The following is a 16,766-nucleotide window of genomic DNA, read 5'->3' as shown; positions in this document are numbered from 1 at the left end:
AGCGATGTGAAGGAAACATTTAATAGGACATATGTGTCCATATGGAACGAAAGCAGACCCTCGACAGGTGATTTAAATGTAACTATGGTAGTTACATGAAATCAGCGAACCCCCTCTCCGATGCGCTGCACGTGATGGCCCACCTGGTTGGCCAGCCGGGCCCGCGCACCTCCGAACAGCTGGCCGCGTGCCTGCCGACCCATCCGGTGGTGATCCGCCGCCTGCTGGCGCAGATGCACAAGGCCGGGTTGGTGAACAGCACGCGTGGCCATGGCGGTGGCAGCCAGCTGGCACGCGATGCCGCCACGATCACCCTGCACGACATCTATCTGGCCGTCGGGGCGCCTGCGCTGGTGCAGGTCGGCACGCGGAATGCCGGCCAGGGCTGCCCCATCCAGCAGCTGGTCAACAACGCCCTGCTGGAGGGCGCGCGCGAGGCGCAGCGGGTGCTGGAAGCGCGCCTGCAGGCGACCACGCTGGATCAACTCGGCGCCGACTTCGCCCGTCATCTCGCCCATCACCGCTCGCTGGAAGGTCACCATGAATCCTGATGTGCTCATCGTCGGCGGCAGCTATGCCGGCATCGCCGCCGGACTGATCCTGGCCCGTGCCCGCCGCCCGGTCACGGTCATCGACGCCGGATTGCCGCGCAACCGCTTCGCCAGCCATTCGCATGGCGTGCTGGGGCTGGATGGCACCAGTGGCGCCGAGCTGCTGAAGACCGCGCGCCAGCAACTGCTGGACTACCCCAGCGTACGCTGGCTGCACGCCGAGGCCGTGCAGGCATCCGCCACCGCCGCAGGCGTCGAAGTGCACACCGCTGACGGCCAGGTGCTGGCTGCTCGCAAGCTGCTGCTGGCCAGTGGTATCACCGACCAGCTGCCGGAGCTGCCGGGGCTGGCCGAGCGCTGGGGCAACACCGTGCTGCATTGTCCCTACTGCCATGGCTACGAAGTGGGTGGTGGCGCAATCGGTCTGCTTGGTGGGCACCCGATGTCCGCCAGCAAGGCGCCGCTGTTCGCCGATTGGGGAAATGTCACCTTCTTCAGCCAGGGCCTGCCGATCACCGATGAGGAGCGGGCCGCCATGCAGCAGCGCGGCGTGCAGATCGAGACCGCGCCGGTGGTGGGCGTGCAGGGCGAACAGCCGACCTGGCTGGAAGTGGAGTTGGCTGATGGCCGCCGCATCGCGCAACGCGCGCTGTTCGTGCCGGCCACGCAGACGATGGCGACGCCGCTGGTGCAGCAGCTGGGCTGCACCCTGGTGGAAAGCCCGCTGGGCGTGCTGATCGAGGTCGATGCGATGAAGCAGACCTCGCTGCCGAACGTGTACGCCGCCGGCGATGCAACCACGGTTGGCAACATCACCCTGGCTGCTGCCGAGGGCGTGCGTGCGGGCATCGGCGTGCACCACGCGCTGGTGACTGAAGACAGCGTGGCGCGCTGAACGTGTTCCGGTGGGTGCCGGCCTTGGCCGGCACCGTTCCATTACCCTTTCACGCACAGCACCTGCCGCAGCGTGTGCACCACGTCCACCAGGTCCAGCTGGGCGGCCATGACATCATCGATCGACTTGTACGCCGCCGGTGACTCGTCCAGCACGCCGCTGTCCTTGCGGCACTCAACGTGTGCGGTGGCCTCGCGATGCTGGGCCAGCGTGATCTGCTGGCGTGCCGTGCCGCGGCTCATCACCCGGCCGGCACCGTGGCTGCAGCTGTGGAAGCTGTCCGCGTTGCCCTTGCCGCGCACGATGTAGCTGCGCGTGCCCATGCTGCCGGGAATGATGCCCAGTTCGCCCTCGCGCGCGCTGACGGCGCCCTTGCGTGTCACCAGCAGCTCCTGGCCGTGATGCGTTTCCCTCTGCACGTAGTTGTGGTGGCAGTTCACCGCCACCGCGGCCAGCTGGAACTTTGGCAAGCGGTGGCGCATCTCGGCCAGCACCCGCGACATCATCGCCTCGCGGTTCTGCCGGGCGTAGTCCTGCGCCCACGACACCGCCTGAACGTAGTCGTCGAACAGCGGCTCGCCCTCCATGAAGAACGCCAGGTCCTTGTCCGGCAGGTGGAAGCCGAGCACACGCCGTGCCAGTTCCTCGCGCGCCTTCTCGATGAAGTACGTGCCGATCAGGTTGCCGGTGCCGCGCGAGCCGCTGTGCAGCATCACCCACACCGTGTCCGTCTCGTCCAGGCACAGCTCGATGAAGTGATTGCCGCCGCCCAGCGTGCCCAGCTGACGGTCCAGCTTGTCGGTGCGGATCCTGCGGTGCCTGTCCTTGATCTTCTCCAGGCCGGCGGCCAGTCCGGACTGCACCAGCCGGGTGTGGATGCTGTCGGGCATGCGGTGATGCTCGCCACCGCGCCCATTGCCGACCGGGATGCTGCGCTCGATGCTGTTGCGCAGTTGCCGCAGGTCATCGGGCAGGTCGTTGGCGCGCAGCGTGGTACGTACCGCCGCCATGCCGCAGCCGATGTCGACGCCGACCGCGGCCGGGATGATCGCACCACGGGTCGGGATCACCGAACCCACGGTCGCGCCCTTGCCCAGGTGCACGTCCGGCATCACCGCCACCCACGGCCCGACGAACGGGATCGCGGCGATGTTGCGCAGCTGCTCGTGGGCCTGTGCTTCCAGCGGCACACCGTTGACCCAGCCCTTGATCGGCGTGGTGCCCTCGGCGTGCAGCCATTGATAGTTGTGTTGAGTGTCCATTGTCTTGTTGAAGTCCTTGATGGGCCGGCGGCGCGTCCCTGCGCCGCCGCTACCCCCTACCTGATCGTCACCAGCTGCTTCAGCACGCCATCCAGGCCGCCGAACACGGTGAGCTTGTCGATCTTCTCGGTGACCTTCTCCAGCGCCTCCAGCTCCTTCAAGCGCATCAGCACCGGGTTGTCCTCGATCAGCTTTGCGGTGTTGAGCTGCGAACGCGTTGCGTTGGCCTCCTCGCGGCGACGGATCACGCTGGCCTGGGCCTGCTTCTCGGCCAGCACCACGCCGTTGAGGATCTCCTTCATCTCGCCCGGCAGGATCACGTCCTTGATGCCGACGCCGAGCAGGCTTACACCGTGGCCCTCGATCGCGCCCTGCACGTGGGCGGCAATCTCGCCGTCCAGCGCGGCCTTGTCACCCAGCAGTTCGTCCAGGCTGCGAGCGGCGATCGCCTGGCGCAGGCCGAACTGCAGCTGCCGATAGATGAACTCATCGGCATTGCTGAGCGTGCGGTGTGCACGCACCGGGTCGACCACCTGCACGGTCGCGGCCAGGTTCACCCGCAGGGTCACCTTGTCGCGGCTCAGCAGTTCCTGGCCGGACACGTCCAGAGACCGTGCACGCAGCTCCACACGCTCCACCGACACGTTGCCGTTGAAGTTCCAGAACGCGTGCAGACCGGCATCCAGCGTCTGCCGCAGCGTACCGTCGATGAACAGCAGGCCGACCGAATCGCTCGGCACGGTGCTGATCACCGCCACACGCGGCAGCACGCCCAGCTGGCCCAGGCGCTGCTGCACGTCCACCGGCACGTACGGCTCGTCACCCAGTGCCAGCACGCGCACCTGGGTGTCGACCGAACCACGCCAGTACAGACGGCGGCTGCCCGGCGGCAGCACCTCGTCGATGCGGCCGTTGCGCAGCAGCAGGCCGACCTCGCCGGCGCCGACGTTGGCCAGCACGAAGTGCGTGTCCAGCGTCGCGCCCAGCGCTTCGATCAGGCTGTCCTGGTCGCTGCCGGTGTAGGCCGCGCCCTTCGATGCGTTGTGGATGTCCACGTGCGGGCGGCCGCCGAGCAGCGACAGGCGGTGCACACCCGGCAGCAGGATCTGCTGGAAACGACGGTTGCGATACACCAGGCCGCGCTCGCCGTCGCCGATCACGACCTTGATGGTCCAGAACATGGGAGTCTCTCCTTGTATGGCTCTGGTGGTTCGACCCGATGGAATGAATTCCATGACCCGGGTCGAACAGGTCGTGGCAAGGCCGGTTGCACACCACGCGCAGCCGGCGGAAGAGGGCGGCCATCGGTGGACGGTCCACGCGCGGAGCCTGCGGTGCGTCATCACCCTTGCGGCCATCGCTGCAGGCAGACAGCGCCGGCACAGCGTGGGGCAGGTAGTGGTGACAGGCCGAGGCCCGGCGTGCGGTCCGTTGCCCTTCCTGTAACGCCCGAAGGCGTTCGCAGGACCGGCGACGATGGCCGCTGGGGCTTGCGCCCCGGGTGTTGCTTCAAGTCATGACGTGACAGGTCATGTGGTTTGGAGTGGGAATCGAACCCACGACAGACGGATTACGGATCCGTTGCTCTGACCAAGCTGAGCTATCCAGTTGGGGACCGCGCGGAATCGAACCGCGTACCGGCGAACCGGTGCCTGCCTCCAGCAGGCGATCCAGGCGATGGCATGTCCGCGACCTCCGGCATACGCCACGGCAACGCCGCGCGCACCAGCCCGTGGTGGAAACGGGACCGTTGGAGAATCGAAGGTGCAGGCCACCGACATTATCGGCGAGCGATAATGTTTGGGTGCGATGCAGATAATGTCCAGGCGTTGCCATGCACGCGGAGAAAATCCTCCGGTGCGGCGAAGAAACCTGGGTCAGTGAGCGGCGGGTTGCCGCGCGGGGTGCAGTTCTGGCATCGTGGGTCCTTGTGCCGACGCAAACGAAAACGCCCCCGGGACGTGCGTTCCGAGGGCGTCGTCAGGCCTCGGAGATCGGGGTGGCCGATCTCCGCAGGACGGGTATCAGGCCGTTGTCAGCTGGTCTTCCTTGCCGAACGCGCGCGCCAGCACGTCCATGCGCAGGCATGGCAGTAGTTTGGCGGTGGCGACGGAATGCGCGTTCAAGGGAGTTTTCCAGTGGTCGTTGAAACGAGGTGCGCACGATAAACCACGATTTAGTCGCGCGCAACCATTTTGTTCAATTATTTTCTTCGCTGTTGTGCAATGCCGGCCAGCGGCCGGCACTACAACTCAGGCTTCCGCGCTGGCGGCATCCAGCTGCGCGACGTCCTGCACGCTCAACGACAGGTTGGCCGCTGCCAGCAGATCGTGCAGCTGTTCGACGCTGGTGGCGCTGACGATCGGCGCAGTGATCGACGGCCGCGCGATCTGCCACGCCAGCGCGATCTGTGCGGCGCTGGCGCCGTGCTTGCTGGCCACGTCATCCAGCGCCTGCAGGATGCGCAGGCCGCGCGGGTTCAGATAGCGCTTCACTACGTTCTCGCCACGCGCCGGGCTCTTGGCTGCATCGGCCGGCGTGCGGTACTTGCCGCTGAGGAAGCCACTGGCCAGCGCGTAGTAGCCGATCACGCCGATCTGCTCGCGCTGCACCAGCGGTTCCAGTTCCTTTTCGTAGCCGGCGCGGTCATACAGGTTGTACTCCGGCTGCAGGGTTTCGTAACGCGGCAGCTTGTAGTCGGTGGACACCTTCAGCGCATCGGCCAGGCGCGTGGCGCTGTAGTTGGAGGCACCGATCGCACGTACCTTGCCGGCTTCGATGAGGCGGCCGAACGCAGCCAGCGTGGCTTCCAGCGGCGTCGACTCGTCATCCTCGTGGGCCTGGTACAGATCGATCACGTCGGTCTGCAGGCGGCGCAGCGAATCCTCGACCGCCGCAGTGATGTTGTCCGGGGTCAGGCCGGGGCGTTCGGCCCACTTGGCCACCTTGGTCGCCAGCACCACCTTGTCACGCTTGCCGCTGCGCGCGAACCACTTGCCGATCAGTGTTTCCGATTCGCCGCCGACGTTGCCCGGCACCCAGGCCGAGTACACATCGGCGGTGTCGACCAGATTGAAACCGGCGTCGACGAAGGCATCGAGCAGGGCGAAGCTGGCCTTCTCATCGGCGCTCCAGCCGAACACGTTGCCACCGAAGGCGAGCGGACGTACATGCAGGCCGGAACGGCCCAGTTCGCGGGTTGCCGTCATGGGCACGGACTCCTTGGGGGAAGTGCTCCAGAATAGAACGCGATGTGTGACCGTGCTGCGGCGACGACCACAAAACAGTGTTCCGCGGCGCGCACGCCGCTAACGTTTTGTGAACACCTGGGACGCCGTGGCTGCTAGTCTCGCCGCATCTTCCGCTGGAGTCGTCCCGATGATGCCTGCTTCGTCCCTGCGTGGTTGCCGACTGCTGCTTGCTTCGGCCCTGCTTGCTGCTGTTCCCGCGTTCGCCGCACCGGCCACGGTCGCGCCGGCGAAGATCGAGGTCTCGCCGGCCATCGACGCGGCGGTGAAGGCGCCCACCCGCGATGCCAACAACGTCAAGCGCGATGGCTTCCGTCATCCGGCGCAGACGCTGTCGTTCTTCAGGGTGGCTCCGGAAAAGACCGTCATCGAGATCACCCCCGGCAACGGCTGGTACTCGGAGATCCTGGCGCCGCTGCTGCATGACAAGGGTCATTACGTCGCCGCCGTGGTCGACCCGATGGCCGTACCCGAAGGCCGCGGCCGTGACTACCAGCAGCGCAGCCGCGACAGCCTGGAAAAGAAGTACGCCGACGCACCGGCGCAGTTCGGCAAGACTGCCGTGGTCGCCTACGATCCGGCCAAGCCGGTGTTCGGCCCGGCCAATTCAGCCGACGTGGTGCTGACCTTCCGCAACGTGCACAACTGGCGCAAGGCCGGCCAGGCGCAGGGCATGTTCCAGGGCTTCTTCAACGTGCTCAAGCCGGGCGGCGTGCTGGGCGTGGTCGAGCATCGCGCCAAGGCCGATGTAGCCGACGACGATGACACCGGCTATGTCGGCCAGCAGCAGGTGATCGCGATGGCCGAGGCGGCTGGTTTCAAGCTGGATGCGCGCAGCGAGGTCAACGCCAACCCGCGGGACACCAAGGACCACCCGAACGGCGTGTGGACGCTGCCGCCGACCAACCAGCACGACAAGGCCGACGATGCGAAGTACCAGGCGATCGGCGAGAGCGATCGCATGACCTTGCGCTTCATCAAGCCGTAAACCGGGACGCCGTATTGCCAGCGCGGATTGCCCTGTAGAGCCGAGCCGATGCTCGGCTCATCGCGCGCAGCGCGACGGAGCACAACAGCAGCCGAGCGTGGGCAATGCCGGCCGTCCTGACCGGCACCCTTCGGACCGTCGCACGCGACGTTGGCGGCGGCTCCTGCCGCTGCCTCCGGTTCTACAGTTGCCTGGCGCGAGGCGTGGGACAATGCCTCATCCGCCGCCCGCCGTGCCCGCAATGCTGATCGCCTTCAACAAGCCCTTCAACGTGCTCTGCCAGTTCACCGACCGCAGCATGCCGCCGCGGCCGACCCTGGCCGGGTTCGGCCTGCCGCCGCGTGTTTACGCCGCTGGCCGGCTCGACCATGACAGCGAGGGCCTGCTGCTGCTGACCGACAACGGTACGCTGGCGCACAGGTTGACCGATCCCAGGCACAAGGCCGACAAGACCTACTGGGTGCAGGTCGAAGGCACGCCCAGCGATGAGCAGCTGCAACAGCTGCGCGACGGCGTGGTGCTCAACGACGGGCCGACGCTGCCGGCGAAGATCGAGCGCCTCGATCCGGCGCCGTCGCTGTGGACGCGCGATCCGCCGGTACGCTTCCGCAAGACCGTGCCCGATAGCTGGCTGGCGATCACCATCCGCGAGGGCCGCAACCGCCAGGTGCGACGGATGACAGCGGCGGTGAACCTGCCGACGCTGCGCCTGGTGCGCGTGTCGATGGGGCCGTACCGGCTGGACGATCTGCAGCCGGGACAGTGGCGGCAGATTGGCTGAAACAGAAAGGGCCGGAGGCCTTGTGGCGTCCGGCCCTCACAGGCTGTTGGGGTCAGAGCCCTTCCTGCGGAAGGGATCCGACCCACCCGGCAACTCAGGCGTCGCTGCCGATATCGCTGTGTTCGTCCACGACCGTGGCGTTGCGGCGGTCACGTGCATTGATGCGCTGCGCCTGCCCATTCACCACGTGGCCATTGGCAGCCTTCTTCTTCTGCTGCTTGCGGTACAGCGCATAGCCGAGCAGGCCGACGCCGACGGCAGCCGCGGCAATGGTCACGGCCGGATTGCGGCGGGCGAACTTGGTGGCGACCTTGCCGCCGGTCTTCACTGCGCCGAGGGCGGCGCCGGTCTTGATCCAGTCCGCGTTGCGCAGGCTGCCACCGGCGCTCTTCAGGCCATCGCCGGCGGTGTGGGCCAGCTCCAGGGCGCGCTCCAGAGCGCGGTCGGTGATTACGGTCAGCTTGCTCATGCGGGGGTCCTTTGCCTCGGGTCGAAGTCCAGTGTCGCGTGTTGCCCGTAAACGGTATGTCAGTCGACGCCGCACGTAGCGTGACTTTACCGCAGCCATTCAGGATCAGGCAGGGTCCGCAACCGGTGGTGCCGGCAGGGCCGGTCAGGTCCCGCGTGGCTTGGCCCGGTGCGTGGCCGTGGCCGTCCACGGGTCATCCGGCCACGGATGGCGCGGGTAGCGGCCCTTCATCTCCTTTTTCACTTCGGCGTAGGTGTTTTCCCAGAAGTTGCGCAGGTCCTGGGTGACCTGCAGCGGCCGGCCACCGGGCGACAGCAGGTGCAGGGTCAGCGGCACGCGCCCATCGGCGATGCGCGGCGTATCAGCCAGGCCGAACAGTTCCTGCAGCTTCACCGCCAGCACCGGCGGCAACGGCTCGCCACTTTCGCTGTCCAACGCGTAGGTGATCGGCCGTTCCAAGCCTGAAGGTACGGTGATGCGGGTCGGCGCATGGCGCTCGACCAGCTGCCGCTGCGACCACTCCAGCGGCGACTTCAGCGCTTCGCCGAAGCTGGACTCCTCCAACGCATCCAGGCGGCTCTTGCCGGCGAACGCAGGTTGCAGCCACTGCGCGCGCGTGGCCAGCAGAGCGTCGTCGCTGCAATCGGGCAGGTCCAGCTCCGGCATCCAGCGCCGCAGTGATTCCACCCGTGCCTGCCACTGGCGCAGGCCTTCGGTCCATGGCAGCGCCTGCAGGCCGAGCTCGGCCACCGCGTCAGTCAGCGCCTGCGCGGCGTGCTGCGGATCGACCCGGCCGGCCGAGCGGCTGTCCAGCACGATGCGGTCGAAACGGGTCTCGCGCAGGGCCACCAGGGCGCGGCGCTCGCTTTCCCAGCGGACCACATCTTCGGTGACGAAGCGCTCCGGCCACGCCTTGCGCAGCTGGCCTTCGTCCACCGGTGCGGCACGCAGCAGCAGCGCATCGCGTGACTCAAAGCGAAGCTCGCTGGCCACGAGCCACGGTTCGCCACGCAGGTCGCTCAGTTCGTGCAGGCGCGCGCTGCGACCATTGGCCAGCAGGTAGCGCAATGGATCGCTGGGATGCTGGAAACCGATCCGATCAGGGAATGCATGTGCGAGCAGGTCACCGAGCTGGTGTGCCTCGACGCTGGCGGGCGGCGAGGCGTCACAGCGCAGGCGTCGGCGCCACTGCTTGGCGGCGGCATCGATGGCAGCCAGCCCGCTGCGATTGGCGTCGCCGGGTGCACGCCCATTACGGAACGCCGCCAGTGCCCGCCAGCGCGCAGCCAAGGCGTCACCGCCCTGGCGCAGCGGATCGCGCGCTTCAAGGAGCGCGGCCAGATCCGCCGCCAGTGCCTGCGCGTGTGCATCCGGCGCGGCCAGCAGCATCGCCGCCATGCGCGGGTGCGTACCCAGCGCCAGCACGCGCCGGCCGAGCGCGGTGATCGCGCCCGAGTCCGACAGCGCACCCAGGCGTTGCAGCAGCTCGCGCGCCGCGCCCATCGGGCCGGTCGGCGGCGGGTCGAGGAAGCGCAGGTCGCTGCTGCCCCAGGCAGCCAGTTCCAGTGCCAGTCCGGCCAGTTCCACCTGGTCGATCTCGGCGCGGCGCTGCGGTTCCAGCCGCTGCGACTGCGGCCACAGGCGCCAGGCTACGCCTTCGGCCACGCGTCCGGCACGGCCGGCACGCTGGTCGGCCGAGGCCTGCGCGATGGCCACCACGTCCAGCCGGGTGAAGCCGCTGTTGGGGTCGTAGCGCGGTTCGCGCGCCTGGCCGCTGTCGATCACCACGCGCACGCCGGGCAGGGTCACCGAGGACTCGGCCACGTTGGTGGCCAGCACCACGCGGCGGCGGCCATCGCTGGCTGCCTGCAGCACGCGTGCCTGCTGTTCCACCGGCAGCTCACCATGCAGGGCCAGCACTTCGATGCTGCTGTCCAGCGCGTCCTGCAATCCCGCCTGCACGCGCGCGATCTCTCGTTGGCCGGGCAGGAACACCAGCAGGTCGCCGGGGTGTTCGGCCAGCGCCTGCTGCACCGCGCGGCGTACCTGCAGCTCCAGCGACTCATCGCGGCGCGCCGGGAAATGGCTGATCGCCACCGGGTAGCTGCGGCCCTCGCTGCTCAGTCGCGGCGCATCGAGGAAGCGTGCCAAGCGCTCGCCATCCAGCGTGGCGGACATCACCACCAGACGCAGGTCATCGCGCAGCTGTGCCTGCACGTCCAGCGCCAGCGCCAGGCCGAGGTCACCGCTGAGATGGCGCTCGTGGAATTCGTCGAACAGGATCGCGCCGACCTCTTCCAGCATCGGGTCGTCCTGCAGCATGCGGGTCAGGATGCCTTCGGTGACCACCTCGATCCGCGTGCGCGACGAAACCTTGTTCTCGAAACGGATGCGGTAGCCGACGGTGCCGCCCACCTCTTCGCCCAGCTGCCGCGCCATGAACAGCGCCGCGCTGCGTGCGGCCACCCGGCGCGGCTCCAGCAGGATGATCTTCCGGCCCTGCAGCCACGGTGCATCGAGCAGCGCCAGCGGCACCTGGGTGGTCTTGCCGGCGCCGGGCGGGGCTTCCAGCACCAGCCGCGGCTGCGCGGCCAGGTGCTGCTGGATCTGCGGCAGCAACGGGGAAATCGGGAAGAGCGGGGCGTTCATGTGCAAAGGATAAGGGGCCACGGCGGGCGCAGGTACAATGCGCGGGCACTTTTCCCACGCGATGACCATGCACCTGATCGATATCGGCGCCAACCTGACCCACGATTCCTTCGACCGCGACCGTGACGCCGTGCTGGACCGCGCGCGCCAGGCCGGCGTGGCGCAGATGGTCATCACCGGCGCCAGCCGCGAGCACTCGCCGCTGGCCCTGCAGCTGGCGCAGCAGCATCCGGGCTTCCTGTATGCCACCGCCGGCGTGCACCCGCATCATGCGGTGGAATACACCGACGAATGCGATGCCGAGATGCGCGCGCTGCACGCTCACCCGGAAGTGGTGGCGGTGGGTGAGTGCGGGCTGGACTACTTCCGTGATTTCTCGCCGCGCCCGGCCCAGCACCGCGCGTTCGAGCGCCAGCTGCAGCTGGCCGCGGAGAATGGAAAGCCGCTGTTCCTGCACCAGCGCGACGCACATGCCGATTTCATGGCGCAGATGAAGAACTTCGAAGGTCGTATCGGCCCCGCGGTGGTGCATTGCTTCACCGGTGAACGCGACGAACTGTTCGACTACCTGGACCAGGACTGGTACATCGGCATCACCGGCTGGCTGTGTGATGAGCGCCGTGGCGCGCACCTGCGAGAACTGGTGAAGAACATCCCCGCCGATCGACTGATGATCGAGACCGACGCGCCGTACCTGCTGCCGCGCACGCTGAAACCGATGCCGAAGGACCGCCGCAACGAACCGATGTTCCTGTCGCACATCGTGGAAGAGCTGGCACGTGATCGTGGCGAGGACGTTGCGGTGACCGCGGCCAATGCCACGGCGGCCGCGCGCACGTTCTTCCGCCTGCCCGACGTGGGTTGATCCGTAGAGCCGAGCCCATGCTCGGCTCATCGCACGCAGCGCGACGGATACCGGGAGAGCAGCCGAGCATGGGCTCGGCTCTACGAAGCGCTGTCCGGTAGCGCCGGGCCGTGCCCGGCGAGCGAAGCGGCAAGATCCGTCAGCCCTTCCCGATACGTCGGAAACCGCGGTGCCCACCCCAGTGCTTCACGCGTGCCCCGGCTGTTGATGCGCTTGTTGCTCGCGTAGAAGCGCCGCAGCGCCGGGCTCAGTGCCGGGTCATCCCAGGCCACGGCCGGTGGCATCGCAAACCCACCCAGCTGTGCGGCGAAGGCCAGCACGTGCTGCGGCGGTGCCGGCTCGTCGTCGCTGGGCAGGTACAACCCTTGCGCCGTGGGTCGCTGCAGCGCGGCGATGATGACCACGGCAAGATCCTGCACATGCAGGCGGTTGAACACCAGGCCGGGGCGAACCACATGGCGTGCGCGGCCCTGCGACAGCTGCAGCAGCGCATTGCGCCCCGGCCCATAGAGACCCGGAAGGCGGAACACCGCCGAGGCGATGCCGCGTTGCCGGGCCAGTGCACGCCACTGGGCTTCCGCGAGCAGGCGCTGCACACCGACGGCCCCGGTGGCATCTGCGGCGCTGGTTTCGTCGATCCAACCGCCAGCGCGGTCGTCATACACCGATGTGGACGACAGATAGCCGACCCAGCGCAGGGCCGGGCTGGCCAACAGCGCGGGCAGCAGCCGCCGCAAGGCAGGGTCGCCCTCGGCATCGGGCGGCACGCTGCACAGCACGGCCTCGGCGTGTGCGATCTCCTCGAGCAGATCGGGCGAAGGCGCGGTGTCGGCCTGCAACCGATACCGACGAAGACCGTCATCGGGCGCCGCTGCCGGATCGCGCACCGTCCCAGTAACCTGCACGCCGCGCGCCCGCAGCTGCGCGGCCAACACGCGGCCACTCCAGCCCAGGCCGAGGATCAGCACCCGCGCCGGCAGTGCGCCAGCCTGCAGCGCGAGGCTCACGCGACGCGCTGGGCCTGGTAGGCCTGCAGGCTGCTGTAGGCGACCTGCAGCAACAGGCCTTCCTGGTCGGCCTTGCGCGCACGCGCCAGCATGTCGCCGACGATCTGCTCGGCTTCCACCTGCTGACCGGCCTCCAGATCGCGCAGCATCGACGCCTTCAGCGCAGATCCGGCCTGGGTCAAGGTGCCGCGCGCGGTGTCCTGCGCGCTGTCAGGAATCGGTTCACCGGCCGCTTCGGCCACGGCCAGGCATTCGTCGTACAGGCCGCGCACGATGGCCTGGCCATCATCGGTGGCGACAATGGTGCCGATGTCCGCACGCAGCAGGCAGGTGGCTGCGGCCAGCGCGGTCAGGAAGGTGTACTTGATCCATTGCTCCTGGCCGATGTGCTCGCTGGCAAGGTGATCAAGATTGGCCTGTGAGCAGGCGGCAGCGAAGGCGCGCACGCGCGGGGAAATCGCGCCGCCATCGCGCTCGCCAAAGGTGAGCTTGGCCGGCTTGCCCAGGTGCAGCACGGCGCCGTCGGCGGCCTTGGTGGCGCTGATGAAGCACAGGCCGCCCATCACCGCCTCGCGGCCGAAGCGCGCATCCAGCGCGTTGTAGTGATGCAGGCCGTTGAGGATGGGCAGCACGGTGGTGTTCTCACCCACGGTCGCGGCGATCGCATCGATCGAACTGTCCAGGTCGTAGGCCTTGCAGCTGAGAATGACCAGATCGAACGGCTTCTGCGCGGCGAGCGCGGGCAGTGCCTCGGCGGTCACGTGCTGCACCGGGAAGCAGGCATCGCCGATCGGGCTGCGGATGACCAGGCCATCGCGGTCCAGCTGCGCTGCGCGGGCGGGGCGCACGAGGAAGGTCACGTCCACGCCGGCCTGGGCCAGGCGACCACCGAAGTAACCGCCGGTACCGCCGGCGCCGAGGATCAGGATGCGCATTGCACGTTCACCGTTTCTGGGGGAATCAGAACTGCGATTGTGCCGGAGATTGCAGCGGGCGGCTGAGCCCCTCGTGGTGGTTCGCGGAAAGCACTGTTCATCGGGGTTCGCCGGGCGCGGCCACCACGGGAACCGGATCAAGAGCGGAAGCAGGTCGCTCGCTGCGCTCGCTCGAGTGGAGCGGTGCTCAGGGCAGCTACTCGCTGAAGTCTTCGGTGTATCCCAATAGAAGCGTGGTTCGGGTGGCCAGCGTCGCAGCCAGTTGTGACCAGGCATTGTCCGTTCCTGCGGCATAGACGCGCTGCAGGTCCGCCACCAACGCGTTCGCCTCTGCTGGCGATGGCGAGCGGTTGCGCTGGAAGCCGAGCCACGATGCGCCGAGTCCGAACAGGCGGTAGTCGTAGCGCTTCTGCAGGTGCCGTATCAGGGCATGGTTCTGGAAGATGTCCCAGTCCGCGCTGAAGTAGCCGTTGGGCAGGGCGGCAATCAGCAGGTCGTCGCGGTCCACCGGCACCTGCTGTACGCAGACGGCTTCGTCGACGATGAGGTCGGGTGCGGCATTGGCCGTGACCAGCGCCTCGATGTCTGCGTCATTGCACAGCAAGGTACCCGGCAGGGTGGTCCATTCCAGCCGATGAGAGGAATGTTCGAGCTGCGCGACGACATGCGCCAGCAACCGCTCACGTGCCGCCAACGCATCTTCGGGGGTCGCCGGCTCTTCGTCCTCATAAAGTGCGATGCGCTCGTCGTCGGACGCGTGCATGCTGGTGTAACGGCACTGACCGACATCGTCGAGCGTGCACAGATAGCGATGGCGGGGATTGGCCACATGCAGCGACGCCAGGCAATCCAGCACCTCATCCAACGTGGGCGAATCGCCCAGCACCACATGGCTGAAGGCATCGATGGGACCGTCCGACACGGCCTTGTCCAACGGAATGGAAGTGATCTTCATCGCCACAGCCTAGCCGCAATCCCGAACGAAAAGAGCCGAGCATCGGCTTGGGACGCTTCATCCACGCGTGGCGTGGATCCATCGTGCCGGCCAAGGTCGACACCTACCGACGGAAGGAAACTATCAGGGGTGGGACGGTGTGGGGATGCAGGACCGTTGGCGCCATGGATGGCGCCATTGAGCCCCCACGGACGGGTTTACGGCGTGTCCTGCATCCCCACACCGTCCCGCCCAACTCATGCTGCTTCCGCCTTGGCTGTCGGCGGCCAGCGGCCGGCACTACTCAGCGGGTGCAGGGCCGCAGGCCCTGCACGCAAAACTCAGCTGCGCATGCCGACACCGCGGCGCAGCAGCCACAGCGCCAGCGCCGTCAGCACCACCACAAAGCCGATCATCAGGCCGTACGCCACCGGCAGCGGCACATCGCTGCTGCCCAGCAGGCCATAGCGGAACGCATTGACCATGTAGAAGATCGGGTTCGCATGCGTGGCCGCTTCGGCCCAGCCCGGCAGCAGCTTCACCGAATAGAACACGCCGCCCAGGTAGGTCAGCGGGGTCAGGATGAAGGTCGGCACGATCGCCACGTCGTCGAATTTCTTCGCATACACCGCGTTGATGAAACCGGCCAGCGAGAAGATCGTCGCGCCCAGGATCACCGTGGTCAGCATCACCAGCGGATGCGGAATGCGCACCGGGGTGAAGAACATCGCGATGATCAGCACGATCACGCCCACCATCAGGCCGCGCAGCACGGCGCCGGCCACGTAGCCCCACAGGATCACCCAGTTCGGCATCGGGCTGACCAGCAGCTCTTCCACGTGGCGGCCGAACTTGGCACCGAAGAACGAGGAACTGATGTTGCCGTAGCTGTTCTGGATCACGCTCATCATCACCAGCCCCGGTACGATGAACTGCATGTAGCTGTAGCCGCCCATGTCACCCACGCGCGACCCGATCAGGTTGCCGAAGATCAGGAAGTAAAGGGTCATGGTGATCGCCGGCGGTACCAGGGTCTGGCCCCAGATGCGCATGATGCGGGCGACTTCGCGGCGCACGATGGTCATCAGCGCGACGCGGTTGCGCTGGCCGTCGGTCAGCTCGGTGGTGCTCATGCGGAAGTCTCCAGGTTGCCGGTGAGGCGCACGAACAGCTCCTCCAGGCGGTTGCTCTTGGTACGCATCGAACGCACGCGGATGCCAGCCTCGTTCAGCGTGGCGAACACGCGGTTGAGATCCATCGCGCGCGGCATGTCGATGTCCAGCGTATGCGGGTCGGGGGCGGTCAGGGTCGCGCCTTCGATCACCGGCAGCTGCGCCGGCAGCTCACCGTCGATATCCAGCAGGAAGCCTTCCACGTCCAGCTTGGCCAGCAGGGCGCGCATCGGGCCCTGCTCGACGATCTGGCCGTGGTTGATGATCGCCAGGTGGCGGCACAGGTACTCGGCTTCTTCCAGGTAGTGCGTGGTGAGGATGATCGTGGTGCCGGCGGCATTGATCTCCTTCAGCACGCGCCACATGTCGCGGCGGATCTCGATGTCCACGCCGGCGGTCGGTTCGTCCAGGATCAGCAGGCGCGGGCGGGTCATCATCGCGCGGGCGATCATCAGCCGGCGCTTCATGCCGCCGGACAGCGTGCGGCTCATCACCTGGGCCTTTTCCCACAGGTGCGCGCGCTTGAGTTCCTCTTCGGCGCGCTGCTCGGCTTCCTCACGCGGCACGCCGTAGAAACCGGCGTAGTTCACCAGGATGTCGAAGGGCTTCTCGAACAGGTTGAAGTTGATCTCCTGCGGCACCAGCCCGATCAGGCGCATGGTGGCGCTGCGGTTGCGCACCAGGTCGCTGCCGAACACTTCCACCTGGCCCTCGCTGAGGTTGACCAGGGAGCTGATGATGCCGATCAGGGTCGACTTGCCGGCGCCGTTGGGGCCGAGCAGGGCGAAGAAGTCGCCCGGGGCCACTTCCAGGGAAACGCCCTTGAGGGCCTGGGTGCCGTTGTCGTAGGTCTTGCGCAGGTCGCGCACGCGCAGGGCGGGCGCCGTATCGTTCTGGGATGCCAAGCTCGAAGCCTTCGCGCCCATGGGCTGGCGCTGGAGAGGGGGCGGGGAGGGGCTATTATAGAAGACCCCGAGGGCTTGCCCCGGCTACACACTGTCCCGAAAAGT

At 67.4% G+C, this 16,766-nt stretch carries 15 protein-coding genes and 1 tRNA gene; 5 read left to right on the top strand and 11 right to left on the bottom strand.

All coding sequences use genetic code 11. The features are described 5' to 3' along the window. The first annotated feature begins 95 nt into the window (after positions 1-95). Positions 96-551, top strand: a complete 456-nt coding sequence (locus tag QP512_RS19535; protein ID WP_286070332.1) for an Rrf2 family transcriptional regulator — start codon at positions 96-98, stop codon at positions 549-551. Further along, on the top strand, positions 541-1,446 hold the full coding sequence (locus tag QP512_RS19530; protein WP_286070331.1) for an NAD(P)/FAD-dependent oxidoreductase: 906 nt from the start codon (positions 541-543) through the stop codon (positions 1,444-1,446). Before QP512_RS19535 ends, QP512_RS19530 begins: the two co-directional genes overlap by 11 nt. 41 nt (positions 1,447-1,487) lie before the next feature. Here QP512_RS19530 and QP512_RS19525 read toward each other — a convergent pair whose 3' ends face one another. From QP512_RS19525 to QP512_RS19510, 4 genes are all read right to left on the bottom strand, one after another. Continuing rightward, a complete protein-coding gene (locus tag QP512_RS19525; RefSeq protein WP_286070330.1) occupies positions 1,488-2,708 on the bottom strand; it encodes an RtcB family protein in 1,221 nt (406 codons plus the stop codon). 56 nt (positions 2,709-2,764) lie between these two features. Further along, a complete protein-coding gene (locus QP512_RS19520; protein WP_286070329.1) occupies positions 2,765-3,889 on the bottom strand; it encodes a slipin family protein in 1,125 nt (374 codons plus the stop codon). A gap of 353 nt (positions 3,890-4,242) precedes the next feature. After that, positions 4,243-4,316, bottom strand: a tRNA-Thr gene (locus QP512_RS19515). Positions 4,317-4,960: 644 nt separating this feature from the next. Next, on the bottom strand, positions 4,961-5,917 hold the full coding sequence (locus QP512_RS19510) for an aldo/keto reductase (protein ID WP_286070328.1): 957 nt from the start codon (positions 5,915-5,917) through the stop codon (positions 4,961-4,963). 169 nt (positions 5,918-6,086) lie between these two features. Here QP512_RS19510 and QP512_RS19505 point away from each other — a divergent pair, with 169 nt between their 5' ends. Next, positions 6,087-6,944, top strand: coding sequence for a methyltransferase (locus QP512_RS19505; RefSeq protein ID WP_286070327.1), 858 nt, complete (start codon positions 6,087-6,089; stop codon positions 6,942-6,944). Positions 6,945-7,185: 241 nt separating this feature from the next. Next, complete coding sequence (locus tag QP512_RS19500; protein WP_286072073.1) at positions 7,186-7,725, top strand: pseudouridine synthase; 540 nt, start codon at positions 7,186-7,188, stop codon at positions 7,723-7,725. Between the two features lie 94 nt (positions 7,726-7,819). Here the strand turns inward: QP512_RS19500 and QP512_RS19495 are convergent, their stop codons facing one another. Both QP512_RS19495 and hrpB read right to left on the bottom strand, forming a co-directional pair. Then, entirely contained in the window at positions 7,820-8,194 is a 375-nt protein-coding gene (locus QP512_RS19495; protein ID WP_286070326.1) for a hypothetical protein, read from the bottom strand. A gap of 144 nt (positions 8,195-8,338) precedes the next feature. Beyond that, entirely contained in the window at positions 8,339-10,843 is a 2,505-nt protein-coding gene (gene hrpB, locus QP512_RS19490) for an ATP-dependent helicase HrpB (RefSeq protein WP_286070325.1), read from the bottom strand. A gap of 67 nt (positions 10,844-10,910) precedes the next feature. Between hrpB and QP512_RS19485 the strand changes: the two genes are divergently transcribed. Continuing rightward, positions 10,911-11,708: a TatD family hydrolase gene (locus QP512_RS19485; protein ID WP_286070324.1), complete on the top strand. Its 798-nt coding sequence runs from the start codon at positions 10,911-10,913 to the stop codon at positions 11,706-11,708. 80 nt (positions 11,709-11,788) lie between these two features. Here QP512_RS19485 and QP512_RS19480 read toward each other — a convergent pair whose 3' ends face one another. From QP512_RS19480 to QP512_RS19460, 5 genes are all read right to left on the bottom strand, one after another. Then, positions 11,789-12,715 (bottom strand): NAD-dependent epimerase/dehydratase family protein, encoded by a 927-nt coding sequence (locus tag QP512_RS19480; RefSeq protein WP_286070323.1) that lies wholly within the window; start codon positions 12,713-12,715, stop codon positions 11,789-11,791. Continuing rightward, entirely contained in the window at positions 12,712-13,650 is a 939-nt protein-coding gene (panE, locus tag QP512_RS19475; RefSeq protein ID WP_286070322.1) for a 2-dehydropantoate 2-reductase, read from the bottom strand. Before panE ends, QP512_RS19480 begins: the two co-directional genes overlap by 4 nt. 196 nt (positions 13,651-13,846) lie before the next feature. Beyond that, entirely contained in the window at positions 13,847-14,605 is a 759-nt protein-coding gene (locus QP512_RS19470) for a hypothetical protein (RefSeq protein ID WP_286070321.1), read from the bottom strand. A 320-nt stretch (positions 14,606-14,925) separates the two neighbouring features. After that, positions 14,926-15,717: an ABC transporter permease gene (locus QP512_RS19465; RefSeq protein WP_286070320.1), complete on the bottom strand. Its 792-nt coding sequence runs from the start codon at positions 15,715-15,717 to the stop codon at positions 14,926-14,928. Continuing rightward, entirely contained in the window at positions 15,714-16,682 is a 969-nt protein-coding gene (locus QP512_RS19460) for an ABC transporter ATP-binding protein (protein WP_181389982.1), read from the bottom strand. The genes QP512_RS19465 and QP512_RS19460 overlap by 4 nt, the downstream gene beginning before the upstream one ends. Between the last annotated feature and the right edge of the window lie 84 nt (positions 16,683-16,766).

Origin of the sequence: Stenotrophomonas sp. 57, assembly GCF_030291075.1 — a bacterium.
GTDB lineage: Bacteria > Pseudomonadota > Gammaproteobacteria > Xanthomonadales > Xanthomonadaceae > Stenotrophomonas.
The sequence above is the reverse complement of the archived record's forward strand: the minus strand, read 5'-3'. Positions and strand labels throughout refer to the sequence as shown.

Bases quoted from the DNA above. Each gene is read 5' to 3' on its own strand.
- QP512_RS19535 (WP_286070332.1), top strand. From the start codon at position 96: ATGAAATCAGCGAACCCCCTCTCCGATGCGCTGCACGTGATGGCCCAC.
- QP512_RS19530 (WP_286070331.1), top strand. From the start codon at position 541: ATGAATCCTGATGTGCTCATCGTCGGCGGCAGCTATGCCGGCATCGCC.
- QP512_RS19525 (WP_286070330.1), bottom strand. From the start codon at position 2,708: ATGGACACTCAACACAACTATCAATGGCTGCACGCCGAGGGCACCACG.
- QP512_RS19520 (WP_286070329.1), bottom strand. From the start codon at position 3,889: ATGTTCTGGACCATCAAGGTCGTGATCGGCGACGGCGAGCGCGGCCTG.
- QP512_RS19510 (WP_286070328.1), bottom strand. From the start codon at position 5,917: ATGACGGCAACCCGCGAACTGGGCCGTTCCGGCCTGCATGTACGTCCG.
- QP512_RS19505 (WP_286070327.1), top strand. From the start codon at position 6,087: ATGATGCCTGCTTCGTCCCTGCGTGGTTGCCGACTGCTGCTTGCTTCG.
- QP512_RS19500 (WP_286072073.1), top strand. From the start codon at position 7,186: ATGCTGATCGCCTTCAACAAGCCCTTCAACGTGCTCTGCCAGTTCACC.
- QP512_RS19495 (WP_286070326.1), bottom strand. From the start codon at position 8,194: ATGAGCAAGCTGACCGTAATCACCGACCGCGCTCTGGAGCGCGCCCTG.
- hrpB (WP_286070325.1), bottom strand. From the start codon at position 10,843: ATGAACGCCCCGCTCTTCCCGATTTCCCCGTTGCTGCCGCAGATCCAG.
- QP512_RS19485 (WP_286070324.1), top strand. From the start codon at position 10,911: ATGCACCTGATCGATATCGGCGCCAACCTGACCCACGATTCCTTCGAC.
- panE (WP_286070322.1), bottom strand. From the start codon at position 13,650: ATGCGCATCCTGATCCTCGGCGCCGGCGGTACCGGCGGTTACTTCGGT.
- QP512_RS19470 (WP_286070321.1), bottom strand. From the start codon at position 14,605: ATGAAGATCACTTCCATTCCGTTGGACAAGGCCGTGTCGGACGGTCCC.
- QP512_RS19465 (WP_286070320.1), bottom strand. From the start codon at position 15,717: ATGAGCACCACCGAGCTGACCGACGGCCAGCGCAACCGCGTCGCGCTG.
- QP512_RS19460 (WP_181389982.1), bottom strand. From the start codon at position 16,682: ATGGGCGCGAAGGCTTCGAGCTTGGCATCCCAGAACGATACGGCGCCC.